The organism is Microbacterium sp. GXF0217, assembly GCF_054798195.1.
This window is the reverse complement of sequence record NZ_JBSJZG010000001.1, coordinates 577,346-597,042: the sequence shown is the minus strand read 5'-3', so window position 1 is coordinate 597,042 and position 19,697 is coordinate 577,346. Positions and strand designations below refer to the sequence as shown.

Annotated in this window: 20 protein-coding genes; 10 read left to right on the top strand and 10 right to left on the bottom strand. The window is 69.3% G+C overall.

Features of this window, described 5'->3' with window-relative positions:
• Position 1: 1 nt before the first annotated feature.
• On the bottom strand, positions 2–511 hold the full coding sequence (locus ACWAT3_RS03025) for a DUF3515 family protein (RefSeq protein WP_460795752.1): 510 nt from the start codon (positions 509–511) through the stop codon (positions 2–4).
• Between the two features lie 23 nt (positions 512–534).
• On the opposite strand from ACWAT3_RS03025, the gene thiL reads away from it, so the two are divergent.
• A complete protein-coding gene (gene thiL / locus ACWAT3_RS03020) occupies positions 535–1,530 on the top strand; it encodes a thiamine-phosphate kinase (RefSeq protein WP_460795750.1) in 996 nt (331 codons plus the stop codon).
• Here thiL and rsmD read toward each other — a convergent pair.
• Positions 1,500–2,075 (bottom strand): 16S rRNA (guanine(966)-N(2))-methyltransferase RsmD, encoded by a 576-nt coding sequence (rsmD, locus tag ACWAT3_RS03015; RefSeq protein WP_460795748.1) that lies wholly within the window; start codon positions 2,073–2,075, stop codon positions 1,500–1,502. The genes thiL and rsmD overlap by 31 nt on opposite strands.
• Before the next feature lie 51 nt (positions 2,076–2,126).
• Here rsmD and ACWAT3_RS03010 point away from each other — a divergent pair, with 51 nt between their 5' ends.
• The 6 genes from ACWAT3_RS03010 to mutM all read left to right on the top strand — a co-directional run bounded on the left by ACWAT3_RS03010 (position 2,127) and on the right by mutM (position 7,225).
• Positions 2,127–4,298 (top strand): ATP-dependent DNA helicase RecG, encoded by a 2,172-nt coding sequence (locus tag ACWAT3_RS03010; protein ID WP_460795746.1) that lies wholly within the window; start codon positions 2,127–2,129, stop codon positions 4,296–4,298.
• Between the two features lie 61 nt (positions 4,299–4,359).
• A complete protein-coding gene (gene coaD / locus ACWAT3_RS03005; protein ID WP_460795744.1) occupies positions 4,360–4,857 on the top strand; it encodes a pantetheine-phosphate adenylyltransferase in 498 nt (165 codons plus the stop codon).
• Positions 4,858–4,940: 83 nt separating this feature from the next.
• Positions 4,941–5,438, top strand: coding sequence for a YceD family protein (locus ACWAT3_RS03000; protein WP_460795877.1), 498 nt, complete (start codon positions 4,941–4,943; stop codon positions 5,436–5,438).
• Between the two features lie 2 nt (positions 5,439–5,440).
• Positions 5,441–5,650, top strand: coding sequence for a 50S ribosomal protein L32 (gene rpmF, locus ACWAT3_RS02995; protein WP_429456420.1), 210 nt, complete (start codon positions 5,441–5,443; stop codon positions 5,648–5,650).
• 17 nt (positions 5,651–5,667) lie between these two features.
• Positions 5,668–6,360: a ribonuclease III gene (gene rnc / locus ACWAT3_RS02990; protein ID WP_460795742.1), complete on the top strand. Its 693-nt coding sequence runs from the start codon at positions 5,668–5,670 to the stop codon at positions 6,358–6,360.
• Positions 6,353–7,225, top strand: coding sequence for a bifunctional DNA-formamidopyrimidine glycosylase/DNA-(apurinic or apyrimidinic site) lyase (gene mutM / locus ACWAT3_RS02985; RefSeq protein WP_460795740.1), 873 nt, complete (start codon positions 6,353–6,355; stop codon positions 7,223–7,225). Before rnc ends, mutM begins: the two co-directional genes overlap by 8 nt.
• Before the next feature lie 18 nt (positions 7,226–7,243).
• Here the strand turns inward: mutM and ACWAT3_RS02980 are convergent, their stop codons facing one another.
• The 5 genes from ACWAT3_RS02980 to ACWAT3_RS02960 all read right to left on the bottom strand — a co-directional run bounded on the left by ACWAT3_RS02980 (position 7,244) and on the right by ACWAT3_RS02960 (position 11,813).
• Complete coding sequence (locus ACWAT3_RS02980) at positions 7,244–8,563, bottom strand: FtsX-like permease family protein (RefSeq protein WP_460795738.1); 1,320 nt, start codon at positions 8,561–8,563, stop codon at positions 7,244–7,246.
• The gene (locus tag ACWAT3_RS02975; RefSeq protein ID WP_460795736.1) at positions 8,560–9,255 is read right to left on the bottom strand and encodes an ABC transporter ATP-binding protein; all 696 of its coding nucleotides are present in this window, start codon (positions 9,253–9,255) and stop codon (positions 8,560–8,562) included. Before ACWAT3_RS02975 ends, ACWAT3_RS02980 begins: the two co-directional genes overlap by 4 nt.
• 101 nt (positions 9,256–9,356) lie before the next feature.
• A complete protein-coding gene (locus tag ACWAT3_RS02970; RefSeq protein WP_460795734.1) occupies positions 9,357–10,433 on the bottom strand; it encodes a GNAT family N-acetyltransferase in 1,077 nt (358 codons plus the stop codon).
• The gene (locus tag ACWAT3_RS02965; RefSeq protein ID WP_460795733.1) at positions 10,430–11,524 is read right to left on the bottom strand and encodes a GNAT family N-acetyltransferase; all 1,095 of its coding nucleotides are present in this window, start codon (positions 11,522–11,524) and stop codon (positions 10,430–10,432) included. Before ACWAT3_RS02965 ends, ACWAT3_RS02970 begins: the two co-directional genes overlap by 4 nt.
• 13 nt (positions 11,525–11,537) lie before the next feature.
• Complete coding sequence (locus ACWAT3_RS02960) at positions 11,538–11,813, bottom strand: hypothetical protein (RefSeq protein WP_460795731.1); 276 nt, start codon at positions 11,811–11,813, stop codon at positions 11,538–11,540.
• A gap of 544 nt (positions 11,814–12,357) precedes the next feature.
• On the opposite strand from ACWAT3_RS02960, the gene smc reads away from it, so the two are divergent.
• A complete protein-coding gene (gene smc / locus ACWAT3_RS02955) occupies positions 12,358–15,897 on the top strand; it encodes a chromosome segregation protein SMC (RefSeq protein ID WP_460795729.1) in 3,540 nt (1,179 codons plus the stop codon).
• A 5-nt stretch (positions 15,898–15,902) separates the two neighbouring features.
• On the opposite strand, the gene ACWAT3_RS02950 is transcribed toward smc, so the two are convergent.
• Positions 15,903–16,559 carry a hypothetical protein gene (locus tag ACWAT3_RS02950; RefSeq protein ID WP_460795728.1) on the bottom strand — a complete coding sequence of 219 codons (657 nt, stop codon included), beginning with the start codon at positions 16,557–16,559 and terminating at the stop codon, positions 15,903–15,905.
• Between the two features lie 33 nt (positions 16,560–16,592).
• Here ACWAT3_RS02950 and ftsY point away from each other — a divergent pair, with 33 nt between their 5' ends.
• On the top strand, positions 16,593–17,468 hold the full coding sequence (gene ftsY, locus ACWAT3_RS02945) for a signal recognition particle-docking protein FtsY (protein ID WP_460795726.1): 876 nt from the start codon (positions 16,593–16,595) through the stop codon (positions 17,466–17,468).
• A gap of 42 nt (positions 17,469–17,510) precedes the next feature.
• Positions 17,511–18,011, top strand: coding sequence for a DUF2004 domain-containing protein (locus ACWAT3_RS02940; RefSeq protein ID WP_460795725.1), 501 nt, complete (start codon positions 17,511–17,513; stop codon positions 18,009–18,011).
• Positions 18,012–18,019: 8 nt separating this feature from the next.
• Here the strand turns inward: ACWAT3_RS02940 and lipA are convergent, their stop codons facing one another.
• Entirely contained in the window at positions 18,020–19,012 is a 993-nt protein-coding gene (gene lipA / locus ACWAT3_RS02935; protein ID WP_460795723.1) for a lipoyl synthase, read from the bottom strand.
• Complete coding sequence (lipB, locus tag ACWAT3_RS02930) at positions 19,009–19,647, bottom strand: lipoyl(octanoyl) transferase LipB (RefSeq protein ID WP_460795721.1); 639 nt, start codon at positions 19,645–19,647, stop codon at positions 19,009–19,011. The genes lipA and lipB overlap by 4 nt, the downstream gene beginning before the upstream one ends.
• Positions 19,648–19,697 lie beyond the last annotated feature (50 nt).

Genomic DNA, 19,697 nt, shown 5'->3' with positions numbered 1-19,697 from the left:
GTCAGTTCCCGGCATCCGCTTCGTAGTCGTCCGGGAGCTGATCCGGAGTGGTGCACTGACTGTCGGCCGGAATCGATGTAATCGCGCCGACGACTCCGCGGTTGCTGATCACGTCGTTCGAACTGACCGCTGTCGTGTCGATGTACATCTGGACCGCGGGCTCGCGGCCGTAGGTCGTCAGGCGGACGTACGGGGTCTCCGACGCGTCGACGAGCCAGTCGACGCCCTCCAGCGTGACGCACTGCAGGTCGGCGGTCGGCGCGGGCTTCTCCAGCCCGCACGTGAGCAGGATCGCCGAGGTCTCCTCGCCCCAGGCAGCCGTGGCCTGCGCGTCCGTCCAGCGTCGGTCCTGGCCGGCGAGGGTCTGGGTGTTCTGCAGACTGACGATGACGTCGGCGCACAGCGGGTTGTTCGCGTCGGCCGCCGGTTCCAGGTGGACGGTGGGTGCGCACCCGCCGAGGAGGGCCGTTCCGAGGAGCAGAACAGCGGCGGCGGCGAGACGGGAACGCATGCTTCCAGGCTACCTTTGTCAGCATGCCCTCCCGTTCAGCCGACGATGATCCGCGCCTTTCCGAACTCTCCGAAGGGCAGATCCTGCGGGCCATTCTGACGCGCACACCGCCGGCGGGCCACACGCTGATCGGGCCCGGTGACGACGCGGCGGTGATCGCGGCTCCGAGCGGATCCGTCGTCGCCACGACCGACACTCTCGTGCACGGTCCGGACTTCCGGCTCGCGTGGTCGAGCGGATACGACCTCGGGTGGAAGGCGGCGGCCGTGAATCTGGCGGATGTCGCGGCGATGGGCGCTCGTCCGACGGCGCTGCTGGTGGCACTGGCCGCACCGCGCGACCTGCGGCTGTCGTTCGTCGAACGCCTCGCCGACGGTCTCAGAGACGCCTGTGAGGCGCTCGCTCCCGGCTGTGCCGTCGTCGGGGGAGACCTGACCACCTCCGATGTCCTCACGGTCGCGGTGACGGCGCTGGGCGACCTGGAGGGGCGCGCTGCGGTCACGCGCGCGGGGGCTCGGCCCGGCGACGTGGTCGCGGTTGCCGGTGAGCTGGGCCACGCCGCCCACGGCCTTGCTGTGCTGTTCGGCCGTTTCCGCGACGGAGACACCCCGACTCCGGTCGACCGGACGCTTCTGGCGGAAGGCGAGACGGATGCCGTCGCCGCACAGCTGCGTCCTCGCCCGCCGATCGGGCTGGGGGCGGTGGCCGCGGTCGCGGGGGCGACGGCGATGATGGACATCTCGGACGGGCTCGCTCTGGATGCCGGACGCATGGCGGATGCGTCGACGGTCACGCTCGATCTGCAGCGCGATCAGCTCGGTGCCGACCCGATGCGCGCTCTCGCCGGCGGCGAGGACCACGCGCTGCTGGCGACGTTCCCGCCGGATCGGCTCGCACCGGGGTTCCGGGTGATCGGCGTCGTGCGCGAGCGCGGCAACCACGGAGTGCTGTGCGACGGCGCGCCGGCGGACGTCGCAGGCTGGGACCCCTACCGGGACTGGGATTCCGCGGCGGGCTGAGCCCACCACAGGGCGGTGTCGCCGTAGACCTTCGTGCGGACCTCTTCGAGACCTGCGGCGTCGAGCGAAGGCGGCGTGGAGCGCTTCGCACGCTCGATGACGACGAGCGCATCGTCGGAGAGCAACGGGGCGAGAGCCACGAGGTCCGCGGTCATCGCCGCATCGTCCATGTCGTAGGGCGGGTCGGAGAACACCAGGTCGAACGGCCCGGTCGCGCGCAGAAGGTACGCGTGCACCCCGAGATGGTGCACCTGCGCCGCGCGACCGGTCGCGCGCGACACCGCTTGGGCGTTGCGCCGCACGACGACGGCCGCGGCCTTCGAGAGCTCGACGAGGTCGACGGATGCCGCGCCGCGACTGAGCGCTTCGAGACCCAGTGCGCCTGAGCCGGCGTACAGGTCGAGCACACGGGCACCGACGATCGCGTCGGCGGCCTCCAGGGCGCCGAACAGCGATTCGCGCACGCGATCGCTCGTGGGCCGGGTTCCCGCGGCGGGGACGGTGAGCCGCATCCCGCCTGCGTCTCCCGCGATGATCCTCGTCACCCGTTCACCCTATGACACGCGGCGTCCGCGGCCCCTTCTAGACTCGATGCCATGTCCTTGAGTCTCGACGCGCCCCTGACGCTGGCGCTCGGCGACAAGGCGGCGAAGCCGCTGGAGCGCGCCTTCGGCATGGTGACGGTCGGGGATCTCGTCTCGCACTACCCGCGCAGATACGCCGACCCCGGCGAGCTCACGCCGATCCTCGAACTGCCGCCTGGCGAGATGGTGACGATCGTCGCGCAGATCGTCTCGTCCAGCGTCCGCGTGATGCGCAACCGTTCCGGTGCGATGGTCGAGGTGACCATCAGCGACGGGGTCGGTCAGGTCAACCTGACGTTCTTCGCGAAGAACAAGCAGCAGGCCGATTGGCGCAAGGGACAGCTCGAGCAGGGGCGCCGGGGCATCTTCTCCGGCAAGGTGGGCTTCTACCGCGAGACCATGCAGCTCGCGCATCCGGACTACGAGCTGTTCGACGACGAGCTCGAGGCGCGCAAGCGCGCCGACATCCGCTCGACTAGGCCGATCCCCATCTACCCGGCAACCGCCACGGTCGCCAGCATGACCCTGCAGAAGCACATGGAGCGGGTGCTGCCCGAGCTCACAGACATCCCCGATCCGCTGCCCGCGGATGTCCGCGCGGCGGAGGGGCTGCTCGATGCGCGAACCGCGCTCCTGCAGATCCATCGCCCAGAGACGAAGAACGACATCGATCCGGCTGTGCGCACCCTGCGGATGCACGAGGCGATCGTGCTGCAGACGGCACTGCTGCAGCAGCGAGCGTTCGTGCGGATGCTCAGTGCCACGCGACGACCGGCGGCATCGGGCGGCCTGCTCGAGCGGTTCGACGCAGCGCTGCCGTACGAGCTGACCGCCGATCAGCAGACGGTCGGCGCTCAGGTGGCGACCGATCTCGTCGGCGACTGGCCGATGAACCGGCTCGTGCAGGGCGAGGTCGGCTCCGGCAAGACGCTCGTGGCACTGCGCGCAATGCTGCAGGTCGCCGAATCCGGTGGTCAGTCCGCCCTGATCGCGCCGACCGAGGTGCTGGCTGGCCAGCATCTGCGCTCGATCACCAAGATGCTGGGGCCCGAACTCGCTCCGCTCGTCATGCCGACGCTGCTGACCGGGCAGATGTCCGCACCCGACCGACGCAGAGCCGCGCTGCGCGTGGCGAGCGGGCAGGCCCTGATCGTCGTCGGCACGCACGCGCTGCTGGGGGAGAAGACGACGTTCGCCGACCTGGGTCTCGTCGTGGTCGATGAGCAGCACCGGTTCGGCGTTGAGCAACGCGAGGCGCTGCGCGCGAAGGGCTCGAGCCCGCATGCACTTGTGCTGACCGCGACCCCGATTCCGCGCACCGTCGCGATGACCGTCTTCGGGGACCTCGACACGTCCGTCATCCGGACAATGCCGGCCGGCAGAGCGGGCATCGAGACGTTCGTGGCGCCGCTCGCGGAGCACCCTGGATGGTTCGCCAGGGTGTTCGAGCGCGCTGCGGAAGAGGTCGCGCAGGGGCGCCAGGTCTTCGTCGTGTGCGCGGCGATCGATACCGCCGCGAAGACGGCAGAGGTCGGCGACCAGCCGCCGTCGCCGGAGGGCGCCTCAGGGCCGCGGTGGGGCGTCGTGCAGCTGGACGAGGCGCTCTCGACGCATCCGCGGATCGCCGGGCTGCGTCGCGCCGTCCTGCACGGCCGCATGCCGGCGGACGAGAAAGATGCCGTGATGCAGTCGTTCGCCCGAGGCGAGATCGACGTGCTCATCGCGACGACCGTGATCGAGGTCGGCGTCGACGTGCCGAACGCGTCGACCATGATCATCCTCGACGCCGATCGGTTCGGCGTCTCCCAGCTGCACCAGCTGCGCGGGCGCGTCGGTCGTGGCGGCGTCCCCGGACTGTGCCTGCTCGTGACCGAGGCCGAGGAGGGCACGCTCGCGCGCGATCGGGTGGAGGCGGTGGCCGCGACGCTGGACGGCTTCGCCCTCGCCGAGGTCGATCTCGAGCTGCGCGGGGAAGGGGATGTGCTCGGATCGACGCAATCGGGCATCCGCTCGTCCCTCAAGCTGCTGCGCGTCGTGAAGGACACCGCTCTGATCGCGAGAGCGCGCGGCCTGGCCGAAGACATCCTGGATTCGGATCCTCTGCTGGATCGGCATCCGGGACTGCAAGCGGCCATCGGACGCCGTGTCAGCGCCGAGGATCGCGCGGCGCTGGCGAAGAACTGACGCACCGGCCGTGCCATAGGCTGGGTGGCATGCGTCGTACTGAGCGATCGAAGGAGACGAAGTGAGCAGTCGGATCGCCGTCGTTCCCGGGTCGTTCGACCCGCCGACTCATGGTCATCTCGACGTGATCCGTCGTGCGGCGAAACTGTACGACGAAGTGCACGTGCTCGTGGTGCACAACCCGGGCAAGGAGGCGATGCTCCCGATCGCGCAGCGGCTGAGCCTGCTGGAGCGCTCGATCGAGGACGACGGCATGCCCGGCGACATCGTGGTGGGCGCCTGGAGCATGGGCCTGCTCGTCGACTACGCGCGCGACGTCGGCGCCGGCGTGCTCGTCAAGGGCATCCGGTCGCAGATCGATGTCGCCTACGAGACGCCCATGGCGATCGTGAACCGGCACCTCGCCGACATCGAGACGGTGTTCCTGCTTCCCGATCCGTCGCACGCGCTCGTGTCGAGTTCTCTGGTGCGTCAGGTCGCGAGTCTCGGCGGCGATGTCTCGCCCTTCGTCCCGCCGGCGGTCGCCGAGTTCCTCGACACCGGAGCGCGCGACATCTGAGCCGGTAGACTCGAAGCGTGAGATCCCGACTGAACGGTCCCTTCGTGCTGCCCGTCCGCGACATCGTCCGGCGCCCGGGCGAGATGCGCGAGCATGCCTTCGCCGTGAAGCTGCGCGAGCAGTGGGGCGAGGGCATCGTGTCGCTGCCCTCGGGCTCCGAACTCGAGCTGGACGTCCGCCTGGAGTCCGTTCACGAGGGCATCCTCGTGTCCGGAACGGCGGACGGAACATACGTCGGAGTGTGCGGACGATGCCTCACAGACATCTCTGCGCCTGTCGAAGTCGAGTTCCAGGAGCTTTTCGCGTATCCTGGTGAGGAAGAAACTGACTTCGAGGTTCAAGACGACCACGTGGATCTTGAAACTCTGGTCAGGGATGCGGCGGTTCTGTCGCTTCCATTTCAGCCGGTGTGTCAGCCGGATTGCCCGGGTCTTGACCCGATCACGGGTGAGCGACTGGCCGAGAGCACCGGGGCAGAGACTGCCGCTCCCATCGATCCTCGATGGAGTGCGCTCCAACAGATCGCAGACCAGGGGAGCGCGGAAGACAACCGCGCGCCCGAGAACACAGAAGAGAGTTAGCCATGGCCGGTAACCCCCCGAAGCGCAAGGTTTCCCGTTCCAACACCCGCTCGCGTCGCGCGCAGTGGAAGGCGGCGCCCATCGCGCTCGTCAAGACCGTTGAGAACGGCCAGACCGTCTACAGCCGTCCGCACCAGGCGAAGGTCGTCACCGACTCGCAGGGCACCGAGCTGTTCCTCGAGTACAAGGGCCGCAAGGTCGCAGACGTCTGAATCACGGTCTCACGATCGTGACGGATGTCCCCGGTGGGACAACGCCTCTCATCGCCAAGCTCAGGGTCGATATCGACCCTGAGCTTCTGGCGTTGGCGCTGACCCACCGCTCCTACGCGTACGAGCACGGCGGCATCCCGCACAACGAGCGCCTGGAGTTCCTCGGCGACTCGGTGCTCGGTCAGGCCGTGACCGTGATGCTGTTCACCACGCATCCCGACCTGAACGAGGGGCAGCTCGCCAAGCGACGTGCGAGCGTGGTCTCGACCGTCGCGCTGGCCGAGGTCGCCCGTGGGATCGGGCTTGGAGAGTTCATCCTGCTCGGCCGCGGCGAGGAGCAGACCGGTGGTCGCGACAAGGACTCGATCCTCGCGGACACGACCGAAGCGCTGATCGGCGCGACGTATCTCTCCGCCGGAGCGGATGCCGCGACCGAGCTCGTCCTGCGTCTCGTCGAGCCGCTTCTCGCCGACCCGGAGCGCTACGGTGCCGCCATGGATCCCAAGACGAGTCTGCAGGAGCTGGCCGCCCGGGTGGGGTCGCCCCCGCCGCTGTACTCGGTGCAGTCGGATGGACCCGATCACGATCGTCGCTTCACCGCGACCGTGGTCGTGGGCGACGTGACCACCACGGGCGACGGCACGAGCAAGAAGACCGCAGAGATGGCCGCGGCGCTCACTGCGTGGCGGGTGCTCAGCGACCGTGCCTGAGCTGCCAGAGGTCGAGGTCGTCCGTGCCGGCCTCGCCCCGGCTGTCATCGGCGCGACGATCACCTCGGTCGCGGTGCTCGACGAGCGAGCGCTCACGCGGCATCCCGCCGGGGCGGCCGACTTCGCCGGCCAGCTCGAAGGCGCCACGCTCGCCGGGGCTTCGCGACGCGGCAAGTTCCTTTGGATGCCGCTGGCCGATGCGGACCGCGCTCTGACCGCACACCTCGGCATGAGCGGGCAGATGCTGCTCCGCTCTCCGGATGCCGCGCCCGAGCGCCACGAGCGCATCCGCCTCGGTATCCACCACCCGCACCACGGCGACCTCGCGGTGGTGTTCGCGGATCAGCGCACTTTCGGTTCCCTCGCCGTCGATGCGCTCGTCGCCGACCGCGATGATCTCGTCCCCACCCAGGTGCGTCACATCGCACGCGATCCACTGGACTCGCTGTTCGACGAGGCGGCCTTCATCGTCGCCGTTCGTCGTCGCTCGAGCGCGATCAAGCGCATCCTGCTGGATCAGACCGTGGTCAGCGGCATCGGCAACATCTATGCCGATGAATCGCTGTGGGCCGCGCGCATCCACCCCGAGACGGAGGGGCGCGCGCTGTCCGTGCCGGCCGTTCGCCGATTGCTGGGCGAAGTGCGACTGGTGCTCGAGAAGGCGCTGGCCGAGGGCGGCACGAGCTTCGATGCGCAGTACGTGAACGTCAACGGACAGGCCGGCTACTTCGCGCACTCGCTGAACGCCTATGGACGCGGAGGCGAACCGTGCCAGCGGTGCGGTGGCGAGATCCGGCGGGAGGGCTTCATGAACCGCTCCAGCCACTACTGCCCGCGGTGCCAGCGCCGGAAGACGGCCGCCTGACACCACGGGCGACGGCGCTCACGCCTCGACGAAGCTCCGAGCGAGGATCGGACGCGTCGCGCGCGTCGAGGCCCACACCAACGCGATACCAGCCGCGATCACGACCACCATCGTCACCACCGAGATCGGGGCGATGATCAGCGCGATTCCGAGCAGCGGGAAGATCAGCACCGCGGCGCACAGAGCGGCGCCGATCGTGGTCAGCAGCAGGGGCGACATGACCGCGCGGACGCGCGCGGTGTCGAGGGTATGCAGCGGCATCCCGAGGTGATGCAGACTCCGGTGCAGTTCGCGCTGATCCAGGATCTCGGCCGCCTGATTGACTCCGACCGCCGCGGCGACCATGAGGAACGATCCGACCAGCGTGATGATCAGGCCGGTCCGAATGTCGACCATCAGCGCGAGGGTGGCGGGGTCCGACGAGGCGCTCATGGTGTCCATTACGGCGACACCGGTTCCGGCGAACACCGCCATGAAGCTCGCCATGCTCACACCGCTGATCTGGCGCCACGCCGCCTTCGGCGACTCGAGAACGAGGCGCGCCGACAGCAGGCGCTCCGGACGATCGGCTCGGCGCAGCTGGCGTCGCGCCTGGACCGCGACCGCCCAGGGGCCGATGAGGTTCAGGACCGCGAGGCCGACCCCGAACAGCCCGGCCACGACGAGGATCGTCACGACGATGCCGCCGATCCCCGGGAAGATCTGCATGGCGAGGAACGCGGCGGCAAGGACGAGCACCGCGGCGACCGCACGCATCCAGTGCATCCGGGGCGCATCGGTCCGCATGCGCACGCCGAGCGGCGAGATGACGACACGGCGCAGCCCGATCACGGCGCTGATCGCCGCGAGCAGCAGGATGCCGAGCGCGACGAGAGCGATGATCCAGACAGGCAGCAGGACGCCGGCCCACCCGAGCGGCTCTCCACGGAACGGGATCAGCCCGATCGCCGGGGAGAGCGCCAGGTACACGAGCACGCCGGCAGCCGCCCCGACAGCGGCGACGAGGACCGACTCCAGCACGGTCGCCGTGACGACCCCGGTGGGCGAGACGCCCAGCAGTCGCAGCGTCGACAGCCGTTCGTCGCGACGGCGGGCAGACAGCCGAGCGGCCGCGCCACCGAGACCGGCCAGCGGGACGACGAGCAGCACGAGGGCGATCGCCGCGAGTCCTTGGTAGACGAGGCCGTCCGGATCGGTCCAGGTCCAGAACGTCTGCGCACCGCCGACGACGGTGAGCACGAGCGCCGTCACGATGCCGAAGGCCACGACGGGCAGCGCGATGACGGCGCCGCTGCCGCGCGTCGGCCGAAGCAGCAGGGCGAGTACGCGGGGATTCATGCGGCCACCTCCGTGGGGATCACGCGGCCATCGCGCACGTGCACGATCCGGGAGCAGCGCTGGGCGACATGCGCGTCGTGGGTGACGACCACGAGCGTTCGCCCCTGACCGGTCGTCGACCACAGCAGCGCGTCCATCACCTCGGAAGAGGTGTGCGAGTCCAGAGCGCCGGTCGGTTCGTCGGCGAAGACGATCTGCGCGCCCGTCACCTGCGCACGGGCGATCGCGACACGCTGCGCCTGGCCACCGGACAGTTCTCCGATGCGACGCTGCTCCATCCCGCCGAGGCCCAGCGAGGCCAGCCATCCCGCGGCATGCTCTTCGGCGGCTCGGCGCGGCGTGCCGGTGATCATCAGTGCGATCGCGACGTTCTCGATCGCCGTGAGCTCCGGGAGCAGCAGCCCCTGCTGGAACACAAACCCGAAGGCTTCGCGTCGCAATCGGGAACGCTCGGATTCGCCGAGCGCGGTGACCTCGAGGGACGCGCCGGATGCGGGGGCGAACGTCACGTGGCCGGCATCCGGAGCCGTGATGCCGGCGAGCACGTGCAGCAGGGTCGTCTTGCCCGAGCCGGACGCACCCATGATCGCGACGGACTCGCCGCGAGCGATGGCGAGATCGACGCCGGCGAGAGCGCGGGTGGGACCGAAGGACTTCTGCAGGGCAGTGGCGGTGAGGACGGGAGCGTTCATGCTTCCAGCCTCGTCGGACAGCGCACGGCGGGCATCGGCCCAGCGATGCAGATGGGTCGGCTCGGATCATCCTTGCGGATGATCCGAGCCGACCCGCGCGATCAGTCGAGTCTCTTCTGCCACGCGCCGGCGTACGACACCGGGGTGAAACCGATCTGCTCGTTGATGTCGAGCATCGGACGGTTCTCCTCGGCGTTGAACGTCGACACGCGAGGCGACCCGGGGGCGATCTCGCGCCAGCGCAGCAGATTCGCGCACTTCACGAGCATTCCCAGGCGATGGCCGCGGTGCTCGCGCAGCACGAGGGTGCAGAAGTTGTGCGTGACCTCGGTGCGGTCCTCGCCGATCACCAGTTCGTTGAAGGCGGCGAGCCGGCCGGACGGCACGTGCTGGGCGGCGGAGACCGACAGGGTCTGGCCGCCCTCGATCAGCTGCGCTTCGCGCCGACGCACCCGCTCGGCATCCCACGTCTCCTCGTCGATGGCGAGTGCCCCGGAGGGGACGTCCGTCGACATCCGGGAGAGTGCCCAGGCGTATCCGTCGATGTGCGGGTCCGGCGTCGGGATGGTCCACTCCACGAGGCGGTAGTCGTCGCCCGCCGCGGCGAGCGACTCGTCACGGCGTCGACGCACGTCATCCATCGCTCCCGTCAGATCGAACGCGCTGTTGCGCTCCACCTGCTCGAGTGTGTGGCCGGCGTCTCGGAGCAGGCGGGACAGCGGCGTGTCGGCGACGACGCCCCACCCGGTCGCCGGCGTCACCGTCGGGCCGTCGGTGCGCCCCGGATGTAGCGTCCAGGTCTGCATGACCTTGCGGCCGAGCGCTCTGGTCTCCTCCTCGGCGCGCGCGAGCAGAGCATCTTCGATCCCGCAGCCCCAGTGCGCCGGGAGCACCATCAGGTCGAACTGGGTGCTCGTCGGCTCGGCCGTCGCATGCCCGACGCTGACGCTGCCGACGATCGCGCCGTGCTCGCGCACCACGAAGATGCGTTGGATCTGATCAGCGGTGTCCCGCAGCCCGGACAGCAGCTCGGCGGCCGACTGGGCGAGGTCGTCGGTACCGGCGTCGTTCGCGCAGACGGCGTTGTTCAGTTCGAGCATCGCGAGGAAGTCTCCGGCGTCGTCGGCATCCGGGCTCGCGGGCAGCGCGAGCTCTTCGATGACGATCGTGTGGTTCATGACAGGTCCTTCCGCCACGCGCCTTCGTACGTGAAGGCGGTGAAGCCGATCTTCTCGTTGATCGAGAGCATCGGCCGATTCTCTTCCGCGTTGTAGGTGATCACCCGGGCGGATGCCGGGTGCTGCGCATGCCAGGCGATGAGGCCGGCGGTCTTCACGAGCATGCCCAGACGGTGCCCCCGATGCTCGGCCAGCACGAGAGTGTCGTACTGGTGAGTGACGGCGGAGGGATCCGGTCCGATCGTCAGTTCGTTGAACGCGCAGAGCTGGCCGGTGCCGATGCGCTGCGCGGCCGTCACCTGCCAGGACCAGCCCTTCTGCGCGATTCGCTCATCCTGTCGCGCAACGCGGGCAGCGTCCCAGATCTCCTCGGGCTGGCCGAGTCCGGCATCCGGAGCATCGGTGGACATGCGGGACTTCATCCACGCGTACCCGTCGACGTGCTCGGCGGGTGTGGGAAGCATCCAGCGAACGATCCGGTAATCGGAGGCGTGCGCGGCGGCATCATCGCGGAGCGCACTCAACCGATCGATGCTGTCGCCGGTCCAGAGGTACTCGCTGGCGCGCTCCACCTGTTCGAGATGGAACCCGTTGCGGATGAGGAAACGCGCGGAGCGGTCGGCGGGAACGGTCCCGAAACCGGTCGGCGATGCAAGCCGCTCGGCATCAGATCCGTCGTCGTGGTGCGCTTCCCAGTGCAGGAGCCTGTGCACTCCGGCGTCGCGGGCGACGGCCTCGACATGCGCGTACAGGGCGCGCCCGATGCCGCGGCCCTCCGCCTCGCGGAGCACCGCCATGCCGACCAGAGCGGTTTCGCCCGCGTCATCCTGCGAGATGTCCAGGGCGGCGCACCCGAGCATCCGACCCTCCGAGGCGACATACCACTGGCGGCGCGAGCGATCGGGCGTGCTGAAGAGCGCGGGGAGCAGCCCTTCGGCCTCGAGGACGTCGTCGTCTCGGCCTGTGCTCTCGCGGACGGTGGCGTTGCGCAGGTCCGCGTACTCGCCCACGAGGGGAGTCGGGGCTGCACCCGCCCGTGCCGGAAGCACGAGCGGGTGCAGAGTGGCGGTTTCGGTGAGCGGAATGCTCATGTCGGCTCCTCGGTCAGCGTATCTGGTGGTGCAGATCGAACGCGATCAGGGCGAGGGCCTCGCTCTGGCTCAGGTTCGGAGCGCCGGGGAAGAACGACGGCACGTCCACGTCGGCCGGCACGGGCCGGCGGCGTTGCGTCCGCAGAAGCAGCCAGAGGCCGATCCGCAGAGAGAGACGATCGGCCAGAGCGAGCTCCGAGCGGTCGACCGGGACGGGAATCTCGAGGATTTCGCGACCCTCGGGACAGGGCGGGTGTGCGGTGCTGCGATGCAGCTGCGCGATGGTCACAGTGAACTCCAGTGATGGTGATGGTGATGGTGGACGTTGCCCGAAAGCGGCACCGGGCCGCCGGAACGACCCGGGGCCGCGCGGTGGGCGAGGGAGGCCGAAGGCGACCGGCCGCGAAGGCTGCCGGCCGAATACGGCGGAGAGAGAGGACGGCCGTGACGGGAATGTCAGAGGGACGTGGCGCGCGGAATGCGGCGGAGCAGGACCCGGAATGGGCCCACGATCTCAGGCTGCGGTTCTACGAGAGCGCGCTGCGGAAGCCGGAAAACGCGGTTACCGAATGCGCTGGACGCGGCGCCGTGGCGGCGCGCATATCGAGGCCATTGGCCTGTGCGATGAGCTGAATCATGATCGGTAACCTCCTTCCGAGTGGCGTTCCGGATTGCAACCGTAGCGAACGGGCCGGAGCGCGTCAAGCATTCTCCCAGGAACACGGCGTGTCGCCATTCGGCCGATCCGTCCTCGTACCGTGTGGGATGCCGGTTCTGCCGCGGAATTCCGGTAGCGTAGCGGCCGTGATTCTCCCCGGACGAGTGGTGCGCGCATGCATCTGAAGAGCCTGACGCTCAAGGGCTTCAAGTCGTTCGCGCAACCGACCACGTTCGTGTTCGAACCGGGGGTCACCTGCATCGTCGGTCCGAACGGATCGGGCAAGTCGAACGTCGTCGATGCACTCGCGTGGGTCATGGGCGAGCAGGGGGCCAAGACCCTTCGCGGCGGGAAGATGGAGGACGTCATCTTCGCCGGCACGTCGACGCGCGGGCCGCTCGGCCGCGCCGAGGTGCAGCTGACGATCGACAACGGCGACGGTGCGCTGCCCATCGAGTACGCCGAGGTGACGATCAGTCGCACGCTGTTCCGCAACGGCTCGAGCGAGTACGCGATCAACGGATCCAGTTGCCGTCTGCTGGATGTGCAGGAGCTGCTGAGCGACTCCGGCCTCGGGCGCGAGATGCACGTGATCGTCGGACAGGGACGTCTGGACACGGTGCTGCAGGCCTCGCCGGAGGACCGTCGCGGATTCATCGAAGAAGCAGCCGGCATCCTGAAGCACCGTCGTCGCAAGGAGAAGACGCTCCGCAAGCTCGACGCGATGGAGACCAACCTCACGCGCCTGAGCGATCTGGCGGGGGAGATCCGGCGACAGCTCAAGCCCCTGGGCCGCCAGGCCGAGATCGCGCGCGAGGCGCAGACGATCGCCGCCGTGGTGCGGGACGCGAAGGCGCGCATCTTCGCCGACGACGTCGTCGCGCTGCGAACCGCGCTGGCCGACCACACCAGGACAGAGCAGGAACGCCACACCGAGCGGCTCGTACTGAGCGATCAGGCCGATCAGGTCAGGGCGGAGATCGCACGACTCGAAGCCGATCAGAACTCCGCGGCGGTGGATGCCGCGCGCGGTGTGGCGTTCGGTCTCGAGCAGGTCCAGGAGCGCATGCGCGGCCTGTACACGCTCGCGAACCAGCGACTCGCGCTGCTCGGCTCGGAGGAGGACGACGCCGCAGTGACGGCGGTCACGGTCACGCAGTCGACGATCGACGAGGCGAAGGACGAGATCACTCGGATCTCGGAGGGTCTGGGCGATGCCCAGGATGCCGCGGTCACCGCGAGTCGCGAAGTGATGCAGGCACGGGCAGAACTCGACACGCTTGACGTGGACATCGCCGAGCAGAGCGCGCTCGTGTCCGAGTACGACATGCGGGTGACGGCGCTGCGGGGCAACGCTGAGGCCGCGGCCTCCGCTCTCGCCGCCGTCCGCGGTGCGGTTCTGCGCCAGGAGAACGCGCTGGAAGCCGCGCACACGCGCCGCCGCGAAGCGGCCGAGGCGCTGGACGCGATCGAGGAGGCCGAGGCGCCTGAGGGCACCGCCGCGGAGCATGCGGCCGCGTACGATGCGGCGCAGGCCGAGGCGACCGCCGCCGAGACCGAGCGCGATGGTCTGCGCGAGCGGCTGCACGCGGCCGAGCGCGAGGTCGATTCGCTCACCGCCAAGACGGCGGCCCTGACGAGCGCGCTGTCGTTGTCCGGGGGCGCTGCGGAGATCGTGAAGGCAGGAGCCCACGGCGTCCGCGGCCTGGTCGGCGACGCTGTGCAGGTGCGCGCCGGCTTCGAGGCCGCCGTCGCCGCGGTGCTCGGCTCTCTCGCTGAGGGCGTGCTCGTCGACAGGCTCGACGACGCGATCGCCCTGATCGAGGCGGCGGACCGCGGCGTGGTCGACTTCGTGATCGCCGATGCCGCTCGGCCGACGAGCGATGTCCGCATCGACGGCGTCACCCCGGCGGTCGACGTCGTCACCGCGCCCGATGGCGTGCTCGGCATCCTGGCGCATGTGCTGATCGCCGAGGATCTCGTCGGCGCGCGCGCGGCGCGCGCCGCCCTGGATGCGCTGTCCGACACGACGACGACGGTCGTGACGACAGCGGGCGAGGTGCTCACCGCCCACACGCTCCGCTCGGGTTCCGGATCGGAGCGCTCGCGTCTGGAACTGGCCGCGGAGCGCGATTCGGCCGCGGAGCGCCTGGACGAGGTGCGGGTGATCGTGGATTCGCTGCGCGACGCGCGCGAGGATGCGACCGAGCGCGTCGAGAACGCGCGTCGCCACGCCAAGGAGGCGCTGCGCGCCCTTCGCGAGCACGATGCAGCGCTGGCCGGCTACGCCGAGCAGGTCAACCGGGTGACCGTGCAGCACGAATCGGCTGTCGCCGAGTGCGAGCGCCTGGAGACAGGGCTCGCCCAGGCGCAGGCCGCCGTCGCGGATGCCGAGACCAACGCGGCATCGGCCAAGGCCGAGGTCGAGGCCGCCGAGTCGGCGCCGCGCCCCGTGCTGGACGCCTCAGCGCGCGACGGCCTGCTGGAGGCGCTCGAAGCGGCGCGCGAAGGAGAGGTCACGGCCCGCCTCGAGATCGAGACGCTCCGCGAGCGCGTCCGCGCGGCCCAGGCGCGTGTCGCCTCGCTCGAGCGCCAGCGCGAGCAGGAACGGGATGCGGCAGCCGAGGCCGCTCGTCGCGCCGTGATCCGACGCGCGCAGCGCGAGGCCGCGTCCGGTGTCGCAGAAGAGCTGCCGCGGATCCTCGATTCGCTGGACCGCTCCGTGGCCGAGGCGCGGTTGGCGCTGGGCGAGGCCGAGGCCGCGCGATCCGCGCAGAATGAGGAGCTCACGGCCCTGCGCACCCAGGAGAACGTGCTCCGCGACCGGCTCGCCGGCCTCACCGAGAGCGTCCACGGGCTCGAACTGCAGATCCACGAGAAGAAGCTGCATCTGTCCAGTCTGCTCGAGAGAGTGGCCAGCGAACTCGCCCTCGACGAAGATATTCTCGTTGCGGAATATGGCCCGGATCAGTGGGTGCCGCACGACACGGGGGAGCGGGCGGATGACGCCGATGACGCGCTCACCGAGCCCGCCGGGGTGCCGTACGATCGGCGTGTCCAGGAGCGCCGGCTGCGGGAGGCGGAGCGTAAGCTCGGCCAGCTCGGGCGCGTCAACCCGTTGGCGCTGGAGGAGTTCGCCGCGCTCGAACAGCGGCACGCCTTCCTCACCGAGCAGCTCGCCGACCTCACGAAGACACGGCAGGATCTGCTGACGATCATCGCGGATCTCGACGAGCGGATGCAGACGATCTTCGCGAGCGCGTTCGAGGACACTCGCCAGGCGTTCACTGAGGTCTTTCCGCTGCTGTTCCCCGGTGGCGCCGGAAGCATCTCGCTCACCGACCCGGAGAACATGCTCACCACGGGCATCGAGGTCGCGGTGCGGCCGGTCGGCAAGAAGATCGAGCGCCTGTCGCTGCTGTCCGGCGGGGAGCGCTCGCTCGCCGCGGTCGCGCTGCTCGTCGCGATCTTCAAAGCGCGACCCAGCCCGTTTTACATCCTCGATGAGGTGGAGGCGGCGCTCGACGATGCCAACCTCGGTCGCCTGCTGACCGTGTTCGAGCAGCTGCGCGAGAGCTCCCAGCTGCTGGTCATCACGCACCAGAAGCGCACGATGGAGATCGCCGACGCCCTGTACGGAGTCTCGATGCGCCAGGACGGCGTCTCGGCGGTCGTCGGTCAGCGCGTCGGAGACCGCGCCGCGGCCGCGAGCTGACCCTCCTACGGCAATACAGCCTCGAACTCGGCGACGACGTCCGCGAATCCTTCGAGATCCTGCGGGCGGTGCTGAGCCCCCGGTAGGACGACGTGTCCCGCTCCGCGGCCCGCGAGCACAGCCGCGATCACCTCGTACTCGTCGTTCCACCCGCCCGTCACCACCAGGGTCGGGATGCCGTCGAGCATGTCCGCGCGTACGCCGTGCCCCCAGGGCAGGTTCGTCGCCGCCCATCGTTCGGCGATCGGATGCTCGTCCTCCCACCGGGCCTCATCGAACGGGCCGCCGAACATGAGGGGACGCAGGATCGCCCAGAATCCGCGCAGGTTGCCGGCATCCGCCTGCGCCCGTGCCTCCGTGACGATCCCGATGTGACGTTCGATCTCGGGATGCGCGCGGGCGATGTCGTACAGCGCTGGTTCGACCAGGACGAGACCGGACGGACGCATCGCGGCAGCGGCGAGCACCGCAGGGACGGCACCGATCGAGTGCGCGAAGACGAGTGCGCCGCTGGGGCGCTCACCGAGCAGACGGACCTGTTCGTCGATGCTCGCCGTTCCGAAGCTGACGAACTCGCCGGCGGCATCCGCCTGCGATGGCCAAGCCGATGCGCCCTGCCGACCTCCGCCGTGGATGTGGAGCCGGCTGAGCGCTGTCTGCATCTCGCGATCGTAGCGTGGCCGTAGGCTGGACGCATGGCGGAGAAGTCCTGGTCCCTCGGTCGCGCACTGCGTGGCATGTTCGTCAAGCCCACGATCGATGAGACGACGTGGGAGGACCTCGAGACCGCTCTGATCACCGCCGACTTCGGCCCCGACATCACCGAGCGCGTCGTCGACGAGCTTCAGGGGAAGGTGGAGAAGTACCGCACCACCGACCCGAAGGACCTGCAGCGGATGCTGCGCGAGACGCTCGAGGAGCACTTCGCCAAGTTCGACACGACCCTCAAGCTCACCGAGCGCCCCGCTGTCGTGCTCGTCGTCGGGGTGAACGGCGTCGGCAAGACGACCACGATCGGCAAGTTCACCAAGTTCCTGCGCCGCTACGAGCGCAGCGTCGTCGTCGGCGCGGCGGACACCTTCCGCGCCGCGGCCGTCGACCAGCTCGCGACCTGGGCGCAGCGCGCCGGCGCCGCGATCGTCCGTCCGCAGCAGGAGGGTCAGGACCCGGCATCCGTCGCGTTCCAGACGGTCGAGTACGCGAAGAACCAGGGGGTCGAGATCGCGATCATCGACACAGCTGGGCGGCTGCACACCAAGGGCGGGCTGATGGACGAGCTCGGCAAGATCCGCCGGGTGGTCGAGAAGCAGGCGCCGATCAGCGAGGTGCTGCTCGTGCTCGACGCGACCACCGGACAGAACGGCGTGATGCAGGCCGAGTCGTTCCTGCAGCACGCCGGGGTCACCGGACTCGTCATCACGAAGCTCGACGGATCGGCCAAAGCGGGGTTCGTGCTCGCCGTGCAGGAGCGCACCGGTATCCCTGTCAAACTGCTCGGTCAGGGCGAGGGCATCGACGACCTCACCGGCTTCACCCCGCACGCCTTCGTCCAGGCGCTGGTCGGGCAATGATCGGGACTACCGCCAGCGCGCGGGGACTGGTTTCATAGCGGTATGGCGATCGAACACGACTACTTCGGGCTCCTGTCCTCAGGCCCCGACGGATCGATCTTCTGGTCGGAGACCGTCGATCTGGGCGACCAGTCGGTCACCGTCGACCTCACGGCGCCGGACCAGGATGACGTCTCGCCTGACGCGCTCGACATCGCCGCCGCCCTCATCTCCGGTCTCGAGGACGTCGACGCCACGGCCCGCCGCGGCATGCTCGCCGAAGTGGACGATCGCACCAGCGAGGTGACCGAGTACATCCTGCAGCAGCAGGAGGCCTACGGTGAGGAGCTCACGGACGTCCTGGTGGATGTCTCGGGCGACGCCGCCGTCGACATCATCCGTTCGCTGCGACTCATGAGCATGACGATCCTGGCCGACGAGCACGGCGGTTCGGAGCCGTTCGCGGTTCTCGAGTACGCCCTGGATGCCGACGACACCGACGACGTGCTGCTGGTGAACCTGTCGTCCGACGGCACCGTCCAGTCGGTGATGAGCGCGGACTAGCCTCGGGCTCACACCGCCTGGGCGAAGCCCAGGTCGGCGCTCTCCGCGATGTGCGCGAGGTGCGGCGGGATCTCCCGCCCCTTCGACACCATCGACTGCGCCCACAGGCGTCCAGCCCGATACGACGAGCGGACCAGAGGCCCGGCCAGCACGCCGAGGAATCCGATGCGCTCGGCCTCCTCCTTGAACTCGACGAACTCCGCAGGCTTCACCCAGCGCGCCACCGGCAGGTGCCGCGGCGTCGGCCGCAGGTACTGCGTGATGGTGATGATGTCGCACCCGGCGTCGTGGAGATCCTGCAGCGCCTGAACGACCTCCTCCGGCTCCTCGCCCATGCCCAGGATCAGGTTGGACTTCGTGATGAGTCCGGCATCCCGGCCCTGCGTGAGCACGTTCAGCGAGCGCTCGTATTTGAACGCGGGACGGATCCGCTTGAAGATCCGAGGCACGGTCTCGACGTTGTGCGCGAACACCTCGGGGCGTGCGTCGAAGATCTGACCGAGGAAAGCGGGGTCGGCGTTGTGCTCGTTCGCGAGCAGCTCGACGCCCGTTCTCGGGTTGAGCTCATGGATCTTCCGCACGGTCTCGGCGTTCAGCCATGCACCCGTGTCCGGCAGATCATCACGCGCCACACTCGTGACGGTCGCGTAGCGCAGACCCATCTGCTGAACGCTTTCCGCGACGCGGCGGGGCTCATCCGTGTCGTACGCATCCGGCTTGCCGGTGTCGATCTGGCAGAAGTCGCAGCGGCGCGTGCACTGCGATCCGCCGATCAGGAACGTCGCCTCCTTGTCCTCCCAGCATTCGAAGATGTTGGGGCAGCCGGCCTCCTGGCAGACCGTGTGCAGGCCCTCGTCCTTCACGAGGGCGTGCAGCGCCTGGTACTCGGGCCCCAGCTTCGCCTTCGTCTTGATCCACTCCGGCTTGCGCTCGATCGGCGTCTCGGCATTGCGGATCTCCAGACGCAGGAGCTTGCGTCCATCGGGGGCGGCCGCGCTCATGCCGTCACCCCCGCGTACTCGGCCGTGAACGCTTCGGCGACCCCGGCCGCGATGTCGACGGGGGAGACGTCCGCACCGGTCACCTCGCTGACGGTCGTGACGCCGGCGTCCGTGATCCCGCACGGGATGATGCCGCGGAAGCCCGCCAGCGTGTTGTCGCAGTTGATCGCGAAGCCGTGCATCGTGACGCCCTGCTGGACGCGCACGCCGATCGCGGCGACCTTGTCCTCGCGAAGGGGCCGTCGCACCCAGACGCCGCTGCGGCCCTCGACCTGGTAGCCGTCGACCCCGATCGGGCGCAACACGTCGATGAGGAGACGTTCGAGTCGTCGCACGTGCGCCACGACATCCATCGGCTCCGGCAGGCGCACGATCGGGTAACCGACCAGCTGACCTGGGCCGTGCCACGTGATCTTGCCGCCGCGGTCGACGTCGACCACCGGCGTGCCGTCCTGCGGGCGCTCCTGGGGCTCGGTGCGCTTCCCGGCGGTGTACACGGCCTCGTGCTCGAGCAGGATGAGCGTGTCGGGGCGGGCTCCGGACACGACATCGGCATGGATGCGCCTCTGCAGGTCCCAGCCATCGAGATAGGGAACGAACTCGGGGTCGAGTCCGGCGATCTGGATATCGAGCATGCTCGTCCTTCATCTGTTGTTGGATGCGGTCCAACAATACGCCCGATCGC